General features: G+C 71.8%; 11 protein-coding genes. 6 read left to right on the forward strand and 5 right to left on the reverse strand.

Going from position 1 to position 15,596, the window contains the following annotated elements:
• The first annotated feature begins 101 nt into the window (after window positions 1-101).
• Window positions 102-1,217: an AI-2E family transporter gene (locus tag ACZ6WH_RS21745; RefSeq protein ID WP_469729961.1), complete on the forward strand. Its 1,116-nt coding sequence runs from the start codon at window positions 102-104 to the stop codon at window positions 1,215-1,217.
• Here the strand turns inward: ACZ6WH_RS21745 and ACZ6WH_RS21750 are convergent.
• On the reverse strand, window positions 1,136-3,349 hold the full coding sequence (locus tag ACZ6WH_RS21750; protein ID WP_469729962.1) for a SpoIIE family protein phosphatase: 2,214 nt from the start codon (window positions 3,347-3,349) through the stop codon (window positions 1,136-1,138). The genes ACZ6WH_RS21745 and ACZ6WH_RS21750 overlap by 82 nt on opposite strands.
• A 270-nt stretch (window positions 3,350-3,619) precedes the next feature.
• Here ACZ6WH_RS21750 and aspS point away from each other — a divergent pair, with 270 nt between their 5' ends.
• Together aspS and ACZ6WH_RS21760 are read left to right on the forward strand one after the other, a co-directional pair.
• A complete protein-coding gene (gene aspS, locus ACZ6WH_RS21755) occupies window positions 3,620-5,383 on the forward strand; it encodes an aspartate--tRNA ligase (RefSeq protein ID WP_469729963.1) in 1,764 nt (587 codons plus the stop codon).
• 104 nt (window positions 5,384-5,487) lie between these two features.
• A complete protein-coding gene (locus ACZ6WH_RS21760) occupies window positions 5,488-6,042 on the forward strand; it encodes a Uma2 family endonuclease (protein WP_469729964.1) in 555 nt (184 codons plus the stop codon).
• A gap of 57 nt (window positions 6,043-6,099) precedes the next feature.
• Here ACZ6WH_RS21760 and metG read toward each other — a convergent pair whose 3' ends face one another.
• Entirely contained in the window at window positions 6,100-7,815 is a 1,716-nt protein-coding gene (gene metG, locus ACZ6WH_RS21765) for a methionine--tRNA ligase (RefSeq protein ID WP_469729965.1), read from the reverse strand.
• Between the two features lie 176 nt (window positions 7,816-7,991).
• Here metG and ACZ6WH_RS21770 point away from each other — a divergent pair, with 176 nt between their 5' ends.
• Window positions 7,992-8,183, forward strand: coding sequence for a DUF397 domain-containing protein (locus tag ACZ6WH_RS21770; RefSeq protein WP_469729966.1), 192 nt, complete (start codon window positions 7,992-7,994; stop codon window positions 8,181-8,183).
• 147 nt (window positions 8,184-8,330) lie between these two features.
• Here ACZ6WH_RS21770 and ACZ6WH_RS21775 read toward each other — a convergent pair whose 3' ends face one another.
• Window positions 8,331-10,019 (reverse strand): vWA domain-containing protein, encoded by a 1,689-nt coding sequence (locus tag ACZ6WH_RS21775; RefSeq protein ID WP_469729967.1) that lies wholly within the window; start codon window positions 10,017-10,019, stop codon window positions 8,331-8,333.
• Window positions 10,020-10,321: 302 nt separating this feature from the next.
• On the opposite strand from ACZ6WH_RS21775, the gene ACZ6WH_RS21780 reads away from it, so the two are divergent.
• Window positions 10,322-12,409, forward strand: coding sequence for a PhoX family protein (locus ACZ6WH_RS21780; RefSeq protein WP_469729968.1), 2,088 nt, complete (start codon window positions 10,322-10,324; stop codon window positions 12,407-12,409).
• A gap of 37 nt (window positions 12,410-12,446) precedes the next feature.
• Here the strand turns inward: ACZ6WH_RS21780 and ligD are convergent, their stop codons facing one another.
• Window positions 12,447-13,382 (reverse strand): non-homologous end-joining DNA ligase, encoded by a 936-nt coding sequence (gene ligD, locus ACZ6WH_RS21785; protein WP_469729969.1) that lies wholly within the window; start codon window positions 13,380-13,382, stop codon window positions 12,447-12,449.
• A 198-nt stretch (window positions 13,383-13,580) separates the two neighbouring features.
• Here ligD and ACZ6WH_RS21790 point away from each other — a divergent pair, with 198 nt between their 5' ends.
• Complete coding sequence (locus ACZ6WH_RS21790; RefSeq protein ID WP_432856659.1) at window positions 13,581-14,522, forward strand: NADP-dependent oxidoreductase; 942 nt, start codon at window positions 13,581-13,583, stop codon at window positions 14,520-14,522.
• Here the strand turns inward: ACZ6WH_RS21790 and ACZ6WH_RS21795 are convergent.
• Window positions 14,509-15,486 carry a hypothetical protein gene (locus ACZ6WH_RS21795; protein WP_469729970.1) on the reverse strand — a complete coding sequence of 326 codons (978 nt, stop codon included), beginning with the start codon at window positions 15,484-15,486 and terminating at the stop codon, window positions 14,509-14,511. The two genes, ACZ6WH_RS21790 and ACZ6WH_RS21795, sit on opposite strands and share 14 nt — an antisense overlap.
• Between the last annotated feature and the right edge of the window lie 110 nt (window positions 15,487-15,596).

Consider the following 15,596-nt stretch of genomic DNA (forward strand, 5'->3'; position numbering starts at 1 on the left):
CCGGCCGGGCCCGGCGTTTCACGTGAAACGCCGGGCCCGGCTCTGTGCTGTGCGGGCCGTGACGCGCCTCCGCGTGGTGGACTGGGCGGGTGCATAAACGGATGAACAGGGATGAACAGGAAGCTCTGCTTCCCCTCGGTGCGCGCCGGACCGCGGCCTGGTGCGGAGTGGCGCTGCTCGTCGCCGCCGTGCTCGCGGTCGCCGTCTGGCTGACGGTGCACCTGAAGGCGGCCGTGACGCCCGTCCTGCTGGCCCTGCTCGGCAGCGCCCTGCTCGAACCGCTCTACCGGCGGCTCGTCGCGATGAAACTCAACCGCTCGCTGGCGTCCGCGCTGACCTGCGCCGCACTGCTGGTGGTCGTCGGCGGCGCCGGGTACATCGTGGTCTCCGCGCTGATCGACACCGGCGACCAGATCGTGGCGTCGGTGCAGCAGGCGACCAAGGAGCTGAGCAAGTACCTCGGCGCCACCGGCACCTCGCTCGGGGACCTGACGGGGAACATCAAGCAGCTGGCGGAGAAGTTCGGCGGCCGGGCCGCCACCGGGCTGCTCTCCGGCATCAGCCTGGTCGGCCAGACCGTGGCCGCCGCCGTGCTGGCGCTGCTGCTGACGTTCTTCTTCCTGCGGGACGCGGACAAGGCGGTGGGCGTGCTGCGGTCCTGGGCGCCGGGCGACTCCGGGCCGCAGCTGGAGCGGATGGCGCGACGCGGCTTCGAGGCCGTCGAGGGCTTCATGCGCGGTACGACCGTCATCGCGCTGATCGACGCCGTGTGCATCACCGTCGGGCTGCTGATCCTGGGGGTGCCGGGCGCGGTCGGGCTGGGTGCCCTGGTGTTCGTCGGCGCCTACATCCCGTACCTGGGCGCGTTCCTCTCCGGTGCGGTGTCGGTGCTGGTGGCGCTGGCCGACCGGGGCTTCGTGATCGCGCTGTGGGCGCTGGGCGTGGTGCTGTTCGTGCAGGTCCTGGAGGGGCACATCCTGCAGCCGCTCATCCAGAGCCGCACCGTCCACATGCACCCGGCCGTCGTGCTGATCGCGATCACCGCGGGCGCGAGCCTGGCGGGCATCCTCGGCATGCTGCTGGCCGTGCCGCTGGCGGCCGCGGTGACGGGGATCCTGTCAGAGCTGCACGGGCGTTACGCCGCCGGTTCGGACAACGGCGGGCCGGACAGCGAGGGGCCGCCGTCCGGGGGCTCCTCCGGGGGAACGCCGGCCTGAGCCGCGTCCGCCACGATGCCGCCGCCGTCCCCCGCGTCCTCGTACAGCTCGAACCAGATGGACTTGCCGTCCCCGCGCGGGTCCACGCCCCACGCGCCGGCCAGCAGCTCCATCAGGACCAGGCCGCGTCCGGAGGAGGCCAGCTCGCCGGGGCGGCGGCGGTGCGGCAGCTCGTCGCTGCTGTCCGCCACGTCCACCCGGATCCGCCGGGCGCCCCGCGTACCGGAGATCTCGGCGACCAGCAGGGCGTCGCCGTCGGTGTGCAGCAGCACATTGGTGACCATCTCGGAGACCATCAGGACGGCCGAGTCGACCTGGTCCTCGTCGGCCCAGTCGTGCAGGACGTCGCGGATCTGGCCGCGGGCCTCGGCGATCCGCTCCGGCTCGGCCTGCGCGATGGTCAGGACCGTACGGCGGAGGGGCGGCCCGGGCTGCATGCCGCCGGTGCCGATGGCGCAGCTGGCGCTCTCACGGGACAGCAGCAGCATCGCGATGTCGTCCTCGCGGCGGTCCGCCAGCGGCCCGGTGGTGTGGTGCGAGGACGGCCCGTGCACGGCCTGTACCAGGGCGTCCGCGAGGCGCTCCAGCCCGTCGTCGGTGTCCGGGTCCTCATGGGCCTCCATGACGTCCCGCAGCCGGGTCCAGCCGCTCTCCAGGTCGTGCCCGCCGGTCTCGATGAGCCCGTCCGTGCAGACCAGCATCGTCTCGCCGGGCTCCAGGACGAGCCGGGTGGTCGGGTAGTCCGTGTCCGGGTCGATGCCCAGCGGTATCCCGCCCGCGGTCGGCCGTACCAGCATCGTGCCGTCGGTCATCCGGATGGCGGGGTCGGGGTGGCCGGCCCGCGCGATGTCCAGCAGCCCGGTGGCCGGGTCGACCTCGATGTAGAGGCAGGTCGCGAAGCGCGGGTCCATCCCCTCGGCCTCGGTGTCGTTCAGGCCGGAGAGGAAGCGGGAGGCGCGGGAGAGCACGGCGTCGGGGTGGTGGCCCTCGGAGGCGTAGGCGCGCAGCGCGATCCGCAGCTGGCCCATGAGGCCGGCGGCCCGTACGTCGTGGCCCTGTACGTCCCCGATGACCAGCGCGATCCGGCCCGACGGCAGGGTGATCATGTCGTACCAGTCGCCGCCGACCTCCAGGCCGCCGCCGGTGGGCACGTACCGCGCGGCCACCGCCATCCCCGGGATGTCCGGCTGCACCGTCGGCATCATGCTGCGCTGCAGGCCCGTCGTCAGCTCCAGCTGCGACTCCTGGTCCCCGGCGCGGTGCAGGGCCTGCGCGAGCATCCGGGCGACGGTGGTGAGCACGGAGCGCTCGTCGGGGGTGAAGGCGACGCGGTGGCCGAAGGCGGCCATCCAGGCGCCGACCGTGCGGCCCGCGCTGATCAGCGGCAGGAAGGCCCAGGACTGGCGCTCGAACCGCTCGGCCATCGGCCAGGTGGCGGGGAACCGGCGGCGGTACTCCTCGGGCGTGGGCAGGTAGATCGCCCGTCCGGTCCGTATCACCTCGGCGGCCGGGTAGTCGGTCTGCAGCGGCATGTCGACGAAGGGGCGCTCGGCCCCGGGCTTGTGGCCGTGGTGCCCGATCACCGATATGTGGTCGCCCTTGATGCCGAAGACGGCCAGCCCGTCGGGCATGAACCCGGGCATGGACAGGCCGGCGGCCACCCGCAGCACCTCGGCGGTGGAGCGGGCCTCGGCCAGCGCACGCCCCGCGTCCAGCAGGAACGCCTCGCGGGAGCGGCGCCAGTCGCCGGTGACGGGGGTGCGCGCCGCGGAGGTGCCCGGCTGCGGCTCGGGGACCTCCTGGAGGGTGCCGACCAGCTCGTAGCTGTTGTCCAGCGGGGTGACCCGGGCGCGGCAGCGGACGACGCGTTGTACCTTGCCGTCGTCGCGCATGACGCGGAGCCGGCCTTCGGCGAGGGTTCCCTCGGTCAGCGCGAGGTGGACGACGCCGTTGATCTCGGCGAAGTCGACGGCGTGGAAGCGGGAGCGGATGAAGGCCTCGCTGAAGTCGGCGGGCTCCTCGGGCAGGCCGAGCAGCCTGGCCGCCTCGGCGTCCAGCGTCACCTTGCCGACTGCGTGGTCCCAGTGCCACAGGCCCGTGCCGATGGCGGCCAGGACGTCCTTGGTGCGCATTGCATCACTTTATGTGGGTTTCACGGAGGCCCACCAGTGAGAAGGACGTGACCCTGGTCCCATGGTGTGCCGACAGGAAGTCCTCCGGTGCTCCCCCGGGGGATCTCCGCGAGTTTCTTGACGTGTATATGGCAGCCCGTGACGAGGGGGCGGAGCGGTAACCTGGAGCGGTTATGCCAATCCTGGGGTGATCATCGGGTGTCGCCCGGGAGCCGACCCGGCCTCCCGCCCCCGTTGCCCCACCTCGACTCGCGACGACTTGGATGAGCGATGCATCGGTACCGGTCCCATAACTGCGGCGAGCTCCGGGCCGCGGACGTCGACACGGACGTCCGCCTCAGCGGCTGGCTGCACAATCGACGTGACCTGGGCGGCATCCTCTTCATCGATCTGCGCGACCACTACGGCATCACGCAGCTCGTCGCCCGCCCCGGCACCCCCGCCAACGAAGCGCTCGGCTCCCTGACCAAGGAGACCGTCGTCCGCATCGACGGCAAGGTCAGCGCCCGCGGCACGGACAACGTCAACCCCGACCTGCCCACCGGCGAGGTCGAGATCGAGGTCTCCGCGGTCGAGGTGCTCGGCGCCGCCGAGCAGATCCCCTTCACGATCAACGCCGAGGACGGGGTCAACGAGGAGAAGCGCCTGGAGTACCGCTTCCTCGACCTCCGCCGCGAGCGCATGCACCGCAACATCATGCTGCGCACGGCCGTCATCTCCGCCATCCGCCAGAAGATGGTGACGCTCGGCTTCAACGAGATGGCGACGCCGATCCTGTCCGCGACCTCCCCCGAGGGCGCGCGCGACTTCCTGGTCCCCTCGCGCCTGCACGCCGGCCGGTTCTACGCCCTGCCGCAGGCCCCGCAGCAGTTCAAGCAGCTGCTGATGATCGCCGGCTTCGACCGGTACTTCCAGATCGCGCCGTGCTTCCGCGACGAGGACGCCCGCGCCGACCGTTCGCCGGGCGAGTTCTACCAGCTCGACATCGAGATGTCCTTCGTCGAGCAGGAGGACGTCTTCGGGCCGGTCGAGAAGCTGATGACCGAGCTCTTCACCGAGTTCGGCGGCGGCCGCGAGGTCACCTCCCCGTTCCCGCGGATCCCGTTCCGCGAGTCCATGCTCAAGTACGGCAACGACAAGCCGGACCTGCGCGCCAAGCTGGAGCTGGTGGACGTCTCCGACGTCTTCGAGGGCTCCGGCTTCAAGGCGTTCGCCGGCAAGCACGTCCGCGCGCTCGCCGTGCCGGACACCGCCGACCAGCCGCGCAAGTTCTTCGACGGGCTCGGCGACTACGCCGTCGAGCAGGGCGCGAAGGGCCTGGCCTGGGTCCGCGTCGGCGAGGAGAACGCGCTCACCGGCCCGATCGCCAAGTTCCTCACCGAGGACGACGTCAAGGCCCTGGTCAGCAAGCTGGACCTGGCCCCCGGCCACGCCGTCTTCTTCGGCGCCGGCGAGTTCGACGAGGTCTCGAAGATCATGGGCGCGGTCCGCGTCGAGGCCGCGAAGCGCGCCGGTCACTTCGAGGAGGGCGTCTTCCGCTTCTGCTGGATCGTCGACTTCCCGATGTTCGAGAAGGACGAGGACACCGGCAAGATCGAGTTCTCGCACAACCCGTTCTCCATGCCCCAGGGCGGCCTGGAGGCGCTGGAGACCAAGGACCCGCTGGACATCCTGGCCTGGCAGTACGACATCGTCTGCAACGGCGTCGAGCTGTCCTCCGGCGCGATCCGTAACCACGAGCCCGAGGTCATGTACAAGGCCTTCTCGATCGCCGGTTACGACAAGGACACCGTCGAGGCGGAGTTCGGCGGCATGCTCCGCGCGTTCAAGTTCGGCGCCCCGCCGCACGGCGGCATCGCCCCGGGCGTGGACCGCATCGTGATGCTCCTCGCGGACGAGCCGAACATCCGCGAGACCATCGCCTTCCCGCTCAACGGCAACGCCCAGGACCTCCTCATGGGCGCCCCGAGCGAGGTCGAGGAGTCCCGCCTGAAGGAACTCCACCTGAACATCCGCAAGCCGCAGGTGAAGTAGGCCGCAGGCATGCAGAGGGGCCCGGAACCGTTCAGCGGTCCCGGGCCCCTCTGCGTTGCCGCGCACTACCCTCAGCGCCAAGCGCTGCATCAGGAGGACGTTGCGTGGACCGTGATGCGCTCATCCGGATGTGGCACGAACTGGACGTCTCCGGCGGGCCGCGCGTCGAGCTGCTCGACGGCGAACTGGTCCTGCAACCCGACCCCGGGCTCTTCCACGACCTGCCGGGCCGCACCCTGGTGCGGCACACCCTGGCACCGTTCGAAGCGTGGAGCGGCCGTGGCGTTCTGGTGGCCGACGATTACCGCCCACGCGCCGACGCCGTCATCATCCGAGCCGAGGACCGCCCGGCCCACGACGGCGCGGAACCCGACTGGCCCGCTCGGATCGTCCGGGCAGTCGTCGAAACGGTCTCCACGACTCGCGCCGCGATCCGGCGCGACTGGGAGGACAAGCGCGAGCGGTACGCCGAGGCGGGCATCCTCGTCTACCTGATCGTCGATCCGAACGACGCGACCTGGCACGTGCTCCAGCTCGACGGCCGGCACTTCGTCGAGACCGCGAAGGGCATCTTCGGGCAGGAGATCACGATGCCGGAGCCCATGGGCTTCACGGTACGTACGGCGGGCTGGCATCCGTACGGCGGTACGGCCGCGTAGCGACGTGCGGAGGGCCCGGAACCGTGTGGTTCCGGGCCCTCCCGCATGCTCTGCGTCCTACTCCTCGCCGCCGAAACGGTCGCGGTAGGTGGTCAGGTCGTCTTCGGTGATCTTGGCGAAGAGGACCGGGGGGACGGTGAAGGACGTGCCCGCCGGGACGGAGGAGAGGGCCTTCGCCTCGTCCTGCGTGACCCAGAGCGCCGTGTCGTCGGCGAGGTCGAACGCGCCGCGCATCGCCTTCGCCGACGCCGGGATGAAGGGCTCGGAGACCACCGAGTACAGGTGGATGAGGTTCATCGCCGTACGCAGCGTCAGTGCCGCCGCGTCCTTGTCCGTCTTGATCTCCAGCCAGGGGGCCTTCTCCTCCAGGTAGGAGTTGCCCGCGCTCCACAGGGCACGCAGCGAGGCCGCGGCCTTGCGGAACTGGAGGGCCTCCATGTGGCCCTCGTACTCGGCCAGCAGCTCGGCGATCTGCTCGCCCAGCTTCACCTCGGCCTCGCCGGCCTCGGCACCCGCCGGGACCTCGTCACCGAAGCGCTTCCGCGAGAAGGACAGCACGCGGTTGACGAAGTTGCCGAGGGTGTCGGCGAGGTCCTTGTTGACCGAGGAGGAGAACAGCTCCCAGGTGAAGGACGTGTCGTCGGACTCCGGAGCGTTCGCGATCAGGAAGTAGCGCCAGTAGTCGGCGGGCAGCAGCTCCAGCGCCGCGTCGGTGAAGATGCCGCGCCGCTGCGAGGTGGAGAACTTGCCGCCGTAGTAGTTCAGCCAGTTGAAGGCCTTGAGGAAGTCGACCTTCTTCCACGGCTCGCGGGTGCCCAGCTGCGTGGCCGGGAACATCACGCTGTGGAACGGGACGTTGTCCTTGGCCATGAACTCCGTGTACCGGACGTCGTCGGCCTCGTACCACCACGACTTCCAGTCGCGGGTCTCGCCGTCGGCGGCCGCGTCCGCCCACTCCTTCGTCGAGCCGATGTACTCGATCGGGGCGTCGAACCAGACGTAGAAGACCTTGCCCTCGGCGGCGAGGTCCGGCCAGACGTCGGCCTGCACCGGCACGCCCCAGTCCAGGTCGCGGGTGATCGCGCGGTCGTGCAGGCCCTCGGTCAGCCACTTGCGGGCGATCGAGGAGGCCAGCGTCGGCCACTCCTCACCGGTCTCGTCGATGAACTTCTCGACCTCGCCCTGCAGCTTGGACTGCAGCAGGAAGAGGTGCTTGGTCTCGCGCACCTCCAGGTCGCTGCTGCCGCTGATCGCCGAGCGGGCGTCGATCAGGTCGGTCGGGTCCAGCACGCGGGTGCAGTTCTCGCACTGGTCGCCGCGGGCCTTGTCGTAGCCGCAGTGCGGGCACGTGCCGACGATGTAGCGGTCGGGCAGGAAGCGCTCGTCGGCCTTCGAGTAGACCTGGCGGATCGCCCGCTCCTCGATGAAGCCGTTCTCGTGCAGCTTGCGCGCGAAGTGCTGGGTCAGCTCGACGTTCTGCTGCGAGGAGCTGCGGCCGAAGTGGTCGAAGGCCAGCCCGAAGCCCTCGTAGATCGCCTTCTGCGCGTCGTGCTGCTCGGCGCAGAACGCGTCGACGGACTGGCCGGCGTCCTTCGCGGCCAGCTCGGCCGGGGTGCCGTGCTCATCGGTCGCGCAGATGTACAGCACGTCGTGCCCGCGCTGGCGCATATAGCGGGAGTACACGTCGGCCGGGAGCATGGACCCCACCATGTTGCCCAGGTGCTTGATCCCGTTGATGTACGGAAGGGCGCTGGTGATGAGGTGTCGAGCCATTGCCGGCTGCTCCCAAGTCGCTACGGTGAGTGATTTTTTGCACTACGGAACGCCAATATCGTACTCGCCCGACCGGGTGCCACCGCGCCCCCTTTTCCCCGCCCCCGCGGCGTACGCATGGTGCGCGGACGACCGGGGATGCTGTGGGGAGGAGGGGCCAGGGGGAGGGGCGGGCCATGGGAGAGCAACGGAGATGGGTCTCGTCGAGCTACAGCTGTGACACGGACGCGACCTGCGTGGAAGCGGCGATCACGGCGGGACGGGTGCACGTGCGGGATTCGCGGCAGGGCGGGGACGAGGACGCGCCCCGGCTGACGTTCTCCGTCGCGGCGTGGACGCTGTTCCTCGCGCATACGACGGCGGACTGAGCGGAGTACGAGACCGAGCGGCGTACGAGTACGGACGTGCCGGTGCAGCGGAACGGCCCGGCCGCCCCGTGAGGGGCCGCCGGGCCGTGACGGTTCTGCCGCTGCCGGTCAGCAGTCCTTGCTGCCGGTCGGCTGTCCTGCTGTCGGTCAGCTGTCCTTGAGCACGCCCGCCGCGCGCGCGTCGGCGAGCCACTCCGGGAACTCGATCATCAGCTGCGCGTAGAGGTCGGCGTCGGCCACCGCACGCGGGTCGCGGCCGGCGTGGAAGAAGCCGGCGTTGTCGACCTTGCGCTTCTCCGGCACGGCGAGGTCGTCCAGCTTGCGCAGGAAGTCGAAACCCTTGGCCTCGGGGTCGCCGAAGCCGACGAACTGCCAGAAGATCGGCAGCCCGGCCGCCTCGCACAGCGCCTTCTCGGCGGCGGGCTTGGAGGTGGGGGCGCCGTCGGTCTGGAAGATCACGAACGCCGGGGCGGTCGTCTTCGACTTCTTGTAGTGGTCGATGACGGCCTTGATCGCCCAGTGGTAGTTGGTCCGGCCCATGTGGCCGAGGCCCGCGTGCAGCTCCTCGATCCGGCCTTCGTAGGAGGTCAGGTCGATGTCGGCGGTGCCGTCGATGTCGGTGGAGAAGAAGACGACGGGCACGGTGCCGTCGTCGTCCAGGTTCGCGGAGAGGCCGAGGGCCTGCTCGGCGAGGTGCTGGACGGTGCCGTCCTTGTAGTAGTTGCGCATCGAGCCGGAGCGGTCGAGCACGAGGTAGACGGCGGCGCGCTGGGTGCCGAGCCCCTGCTTCGCCAGCGCCGCGCCGGCGTCCTTGTACAGGCTGACCAGGCCGGGCGCGACCTCCTCGACCTTGCTCAGGGAGATCGCGGCACCGCTCCCGCCGTCCGCCGCGGCGGTGGCGACGGACGCGGGCGCGGTCTCGGGCGCGGGGGCCGCGGCCGGTTCGACGGTGGCCGGCTCGGCCGGGGCCTCGGTACGGGCGGCGGGAATGGTGGCGGCGGGCACCACGGGCTCGGCCTCGGGCGCGACCTCGGCCGCGGGCTCCGCCTCCGCGACCTCGGCCGCGGGCTCCGCCTCGACCTTGGCTTCCGCCTCGGCCTGGGCCGCTGCCTCGGGCTCGGGCTCGCTCACGGGCTCGGGCACGGGCTTCGTCTCGGGCTCGGCCGCGGCGGCCACCGGCTCGGCCGCGGGCTCCGCGACCGGCTCGGCAGCCGCGGGCTCGCTCACGACCTCAGCCTTGGCCTTGGCCTTGGCCTCTGCGTCCGGCTCGGCCACGGTCTTGGTCTCGGGCGCGGCCTCGGCGGGCGAGGTCTCGGCCTCGGTGCCAGCAGCCTCAGCGGCCTCCCCGGCTTCTGCGGCCTTCGCGGCCTCCGGCTCGGCGACCGCGGCCTTCGCGGTCTCCGACTTCGACTTCGACTCCGACTTCGGAGCCGAAGTCGGCTCCGGCTCCGGCTTCCGCTCCGACTTCTGCGGCGACGGGCGGTCGAAGGCCTCCCGTACCAGTTCGGAGACGTCGGGCACGTCCGAGACGGAGGACCCGGTGGCCGGCTCCGTGGTGGAGGGCGCGGCCGAGCCGGCCACCACCGCGGCGCCCGCGGCGGGTGCGGTCTCGGCGTACACCTCCGTACGGGCCGGCTCCTGCTCCGTACGGGCCGCCGGTACCTCGGTCTCGGCGGCCGGTGCGGCCGGCGCCGCCTCCGTCACGGGGGCCGACTCCTCGCGGGCCTCCGGAATGGCCGCCGCGTCGGTGGCCTCCGTCGCCGCGGGGGCATTCGGTTCGTTACGGGCCGCCTTGGAGCGACCGAAAGCGTTGCGCAGCAGACTCCGAATGCCCATCGGCGTACCTCTCGTGCGTGTGGTGTCGTGCATGTGTGGGTGCGGCGAATGTCCGAAAAACGAGGCGCGTTCCTGACCTGGACGGACACCAAAGGGTAGCGGCCTGTCCCTATCGCATCGTGGGACCCCGCGCGTCGTGCTGCGGCACGAGCCGAAGCCGCCCGGATTCACCGTCAGTTCATCTTTTTGTCGCCGCGTGTCGGACCTGTGCCCATACCGTCGCCGCTGATCACACGACTCATCGTCATACCGGCCGACAGGCCTACGGACCGGCACACCGGCCGGACCAGGGAAGGAACACCGTGCGCAAGCTGCTGCCGTTGATCGGCTCGCACCCCGGCGGCCGTTCGGCCATGACCTGCCGCTACCGCTGCGGCGACGCCTGCTTCCACGAGACGCCCAACACCAGTGGCAATGCCTACGTCGGTGACGTGATCGCGGGGGCGCTCTCCCGCCGGTCCGTGCTGCGCGCCAGCGCCGTCGTCACGGCCGCAGCGGCCACCGGTGCCGCGCTCGTCGGCCCGGGCGCCGCCCCCGCCACCGCGGCGGAGTCCGGCACCGCGTCCGGCACGGCGGCCGGCGCCACCCGTCACGCCCGTCGCCCCGCCCGTGGCCTGCGCTTCGCGCCCGTCGCGCCCAACACCGCGGACTCCGTGACCGTCCCGGCAGGTCACGAGCAGAACATCGTGATCCGCTGGGGCGACCCGGTGCTGCGCGGGGCTCCGGCGTTCGACGCGGACCGGCAGTCCGCGAAGGCGCAGGCCGGTCAGTTCGGTTACAACAACGACTACATGGCCGTGCTGGACCTGCCGGGCGAGCGGGACCGGCAACTGCTGGTGATCAACCACGAGTACACCGACGAGGCCCTGATGTTCGCCGGGTACGACGCGGACAACCCCACCCGCGCACAGGCGGAGATCGGCCTCCAGGCGCACGGCCTGACGGTGCTCGTCGCGCAGGAGGAGCGGCGCAGCGGCCGGCTCACCGCGGTACGCCGCCACCACCTCAACCGCCGGATCACCGGCACCACGCCGTTCGAGGTGACCGGCCCGGCGGCCGGCAGCGACCTGCTGAAGACCTCCGCCGACCCCGAGGGCACCCGCATCCTGGGCACGCTCAACAACTGCGGCGGCGGCATCACCCCGTGGGGCACGGTGCTGTCCGGCGAGGAGAACTTCAACCAGTACTTCGCCAACGGCGACGCGGCCGGCGACGCGAAGACCGCGGAGCGGCTGAAGCGGTACGGCATCAAGGGCGCGGCCAGCGAGCGCAAGTGGGAGCGGTTCGACCGCCGCTTCGACGTGGCGAAGGAGCCGAACGAGACCAATCGCTTCGGCTGGGTCGTGGAGATCGACCCGTTCGACCCCGACTCCACCCCGCGCAAGCTCACCGCGCTCGGCCGCTTCAAGCACGAGGCCGCCGAGCCGCGGCTGACCCCGGACGGCCGGCCCGTGCTCTACATGGGTGATGACGAAAAGTTCGACTACTTCTACAAGTTCGTCTCCGCCAAGCGGATGAAGCGCGGCAACAGCGCGGCGGCCCGCGAGCACAATCGCACGCTGCTGGACGAGGGAACGCTGTACGTCGCGAAGTTCACCGGCGACAGCCCGGCGGACGGGATCGACGGATCGGGGAAGCTGCCGGAGGACGGCGAGTTCGACGGCCACGGCGAGTGGATTCCGCTGGCCACGGGCACCACCTCGCATGTGCCCGGCATGACCGCGGAAGAGGTCTACGTCTTCACCCGGATGGCCGCCGACAAGGTGGGTGCCACGAAGATGGACCGTCCCGAGGACGTCGAGCCCAGCCCCCGTACCGGCAAGGTCTACGTGGCGCTGACCAACAACAGCGACCGGGGCAAGGACGGCAAGGCCGCCGCCGACGAGGCCAACCCGCGCAACGGCAACAAGCACGGCCAGATCCTGGAGCTGACGGAGCACCGAGACGACCCGGCGGCCGGACGTTTCACGTGGAACCTCTTCCTGGTCTGCGGCGACCCCGAGGACCCGTCGACGTACTTCGGCGGGTTCCCCAAGGACCAGGTCAGCCCGATCTCCTGCCCCGACAACATCACCTTCGATGTGCACGGCAACCTGTGGATCTCCACCGACGGCAACGCCCTGGGCAGCCACGACGGCCTCTTCGGCGTGGCCACCACCGGCTCGCGGCGCGGCCAGGTGCGGCAGTTCCTGACCGTGCCGACCGGCGCCGAGACCTGCGGGCCGATCGTGCAGGAGCGCCGGGTACTGGTCGCGGTGCAGCACCCCGGCGAGCTGGACGGCGCGAGCGTGGAGCAGCCGGCGTCGCACTGGCCGGACGGTCCGGGCAAGCTGGTCCGCCCGTCGGTGATCAGCGTCTGGCGCAAGGACGGCGACGACATCGGCGTCTGAGGCGGGTGCGCGGCGCGGCACCCCGCCGCGCCGCGCCTCACTCCTCCGGCAGTCGCTTCGCCGCCGCGCTCACCGAGCGGGCCCGCCAGCCGTCACCGGACCACGGGTCGGCCGCCTCCAGCCGTTCCGGGGTGGTCCGCAGCGTCCAGCGCTGGGCGGTCAGGCCGGGGTCGTCGAGTTCGTCGCGGGTGAGGGGCATGGCCACCGGCGCGCCCGGCTTGGCCCGCACGCTGTACGGCGCGACGGCGGTCTGGGCGTAGGCGTTGCGCTGCACGTCGAGGTAGATGCGGCCCCGGCCGCCCTTCGTAGGGCGGTCGGCCTTGCGCTGCTCGGTGGTGAGCCGGTCCGGGTGGCGGTCGGCGAGCAGCCCGGCGGCGCGGTGCGCGAAGTCCCGCACCGTGTCGTAGTCGTGCTCGGCGTCCAGCGGCGCGATGACGTGCAGTCCGCGCGAGCCGGTGGTCATCAGCCGTACGGGCAGTCCGACCTCGTCCCACAGTTCGCAGACCCGGGCGGCCGCCCAGCGCACGTCCTCGAAGTCAGCGCCCTCCGAAGGGTCGAGGTCGAAGATCAGGAGGTCGGGGTCGTCGGGGGTGTCCTCCCGGGAGAGCCAGCGGTGCTGGGTGAGGGAGGCCTGCCCGGCGAGGTAGACGAGGGTGGCGGCCTCGTCGCAGACCACGTGCGTGACCTTGCCGCCGGCCTTCTCCTGCACGGAGGTGCGGATCCAGTCGGGGAAGTAGTCCGGCGCGTTCTTCTGCATCAGGGGCCGGCCGCCGATGCCGTCCGGGTGGCGCTCCATCATCAGCGGGCGGCCGCGCAGGTGCGGCAGCGCGCGCGGGGCGACGGCCCGGTAGTGCTCGGCCACGTCCAGCTTCGTGAGGCCGTCGTCCGGGAAGAGCACCTTGTCGGGGCGGGTGATCGCGACGGTACGCCGGCCCGCCCGTACGGTCTCCTCGTCCTTCTTGTCGCCCTTCATAAGGGGGAGGGGTAACCGCGCCGGCCGGGTGCCAAACCCGCCGCCACGGTGCCCGGACCGCCACCGGGGACGGCCGTACGAGTTGCTTCCGGGCCACGGCCGTTCGCCTGCCGTGCGGGGCGGTACCGGCGTGCTTACGATCCTTGGCGGCAGGGGCCGGACAGGGGCCGGGTACGGAGAAGTGGAAGGGACGCCGCGATGAGAGCCGTAGCAGTCAGCGCCTTCGGGGCCGAGCCCGAGCTCATGGACCTGCCGCAGCCCGAGCCGGGGCCGGGCGAGGTGCTGGTCGCGATGGCGGTCGCGGGCCTGAACCCGGTCGACTGGAAGATCGCCGACGGCATGCTCAAGGACGCGGCGCCGCACACCTTCCCGCTGGTCCTGGGGGACGACGGGGCGGGCGAGGTGGTCGCGATCGGTCCCGGGGTGCGCCGCTGCACGGTCGGTGACCAGGTGTTCGGTCAGTTCCAGCTGGTGGGCAGGGGCGGCGGTTCGTACGCGGACTACGCCGTGGCGGCGGAGGACGCCGTCGCGCCCGCGCCCCGGAACGTCACGTACGCGACCTCGGCCGCGGTGCCGACGGCCGGCACGAGCGCGTACAACCTCGTCGAGGAGACCCGGGTCGTGGAGGGCAAGCGGGTGCTGGTGGTCGGTGCGACCGGCGGCGTCGGCACCTTCGTCACGCAACTGGCCGCGCAGCGCGGCGCCGAGGTGATCGCCACCGCACGGGCGGGCAGCGCGGAGCTGATGGGACAGTTCGGCGCGGCGGCCACGGTGGACCACACCCGGGGGCCGGTGGCCGATCAGGTGCGGGCCGCCCACCCGGACGGCGTGGACATCCTGATCGACCTGGTCAGCGGGGTGGAGACGTTCGCGGAGCTGACCGGTGTCGTACGGGACGGGGGCACGGTCGTGTCCACGGTCGGCGCGGCCGACACGGACATGCTCATCGAGCACAACCTGCGCGGCTTCAACTTCCTCAACCGGCCCTCGCCGCAGCTGCTGTCGATCCTCGCCGATCAGCTCGACGCCGGGCGGCTCACCGTGCTGATCACCAGTGAGGTGCAGCTGGAGGACGCCCCGGCGGCCCTCGCCCGCAGCCGCGGCGGCCGGGCGCAGGGCAAGACGGTCATCGGGCTCTGAGCCCCCGGCGGGCCCGCAGCCGCCCCGCGAGGACGCCGGGCAACCAGGCCGCCAGGGCGGCGACGAGCCCTGCCGCGCCCAGCAGCAGGCCACCGGTCCGAGCGCTCGCCGTGAGCGTGTCGAAGACCGCGGCGCCCGTCGCCGGAGTCACCGACTGCGGCAGCACGTCCAGGGCGTAGCCGCGGGCCCCGGCGACCACGGCGAGCAGCAGCGCGCCGCCCACGGCACAGCCCAGGCCGGTACCGATCAGCGCCCGGCGGCGGCGCGGCGCCAGCAGCAGCCCGGCCACCAGGCACAGACCGGCGGCGACGGGCAGCAGCCGGCCGAGCGTACGCACCGCCGCGTACGGGCCGCGGACCTCGGCCACCTCGTCGGACCGCAGCAACGTGAGCGTGGTGCCGGAGACATGGACCCGCTGGATCAGCCGGGCGCCGGCCGGCACGGTGTGCACGAGGCGGGCCCGGGCCCGGTCGACGACGGGCTGGAGATCGAGCTGCACGGTCCGTTCACCGGACGAGGAGAGCGCGGTGACGAGGGAGGCGTGGGTGGTGCCGTTGACGCGGTTCCACAGGGCGGGGAAGCCGCGCGAGGTGACCACGCCGCGGATCTGAGTGGCCACGAAGTCCCGGACGCCGTGGGTGAACCGCTCGCGCACCGCGGGGCGTTGTGCCGGTGGCACGGCATCCACCAGCGGCGACAGGTCCACCCGGCGCAGCACGCCGTCGGTGATCGCGGTGACCATGTTCCGCTGGACGGCGGGGTCTCGGGAGAGCGGCGCGGTAGTGGCGGTGTAGCGGGCGGTGTCGGTCAGTTCGGCACGTGCCCAGCCGGAGGCGAGGGCCGGCGGTGCCAGGAGACAGCCGAGGAGCAGCAGCACGATGGCCAGAGCGGCACGGGGCCGATGACGGGGCGGTGGTCCGAGGACGGTCGGAGCGCCGGTGCGGGCCGGTGCGCTCGCTGCCATGTCTCCTCCGTTTCACGTGAAACCGGCACCTCCGGGCGTGCCATGGACGCCCGTTCTCCCGCAAGTGTGCCGCGCCCCGTCCCGCCGACGCTCGATCCGGCCACGTGAGT

The sequence above is a fragment of the Streptomyces sp. NPDC050806 genome (genome assembly GCF_055586425.1).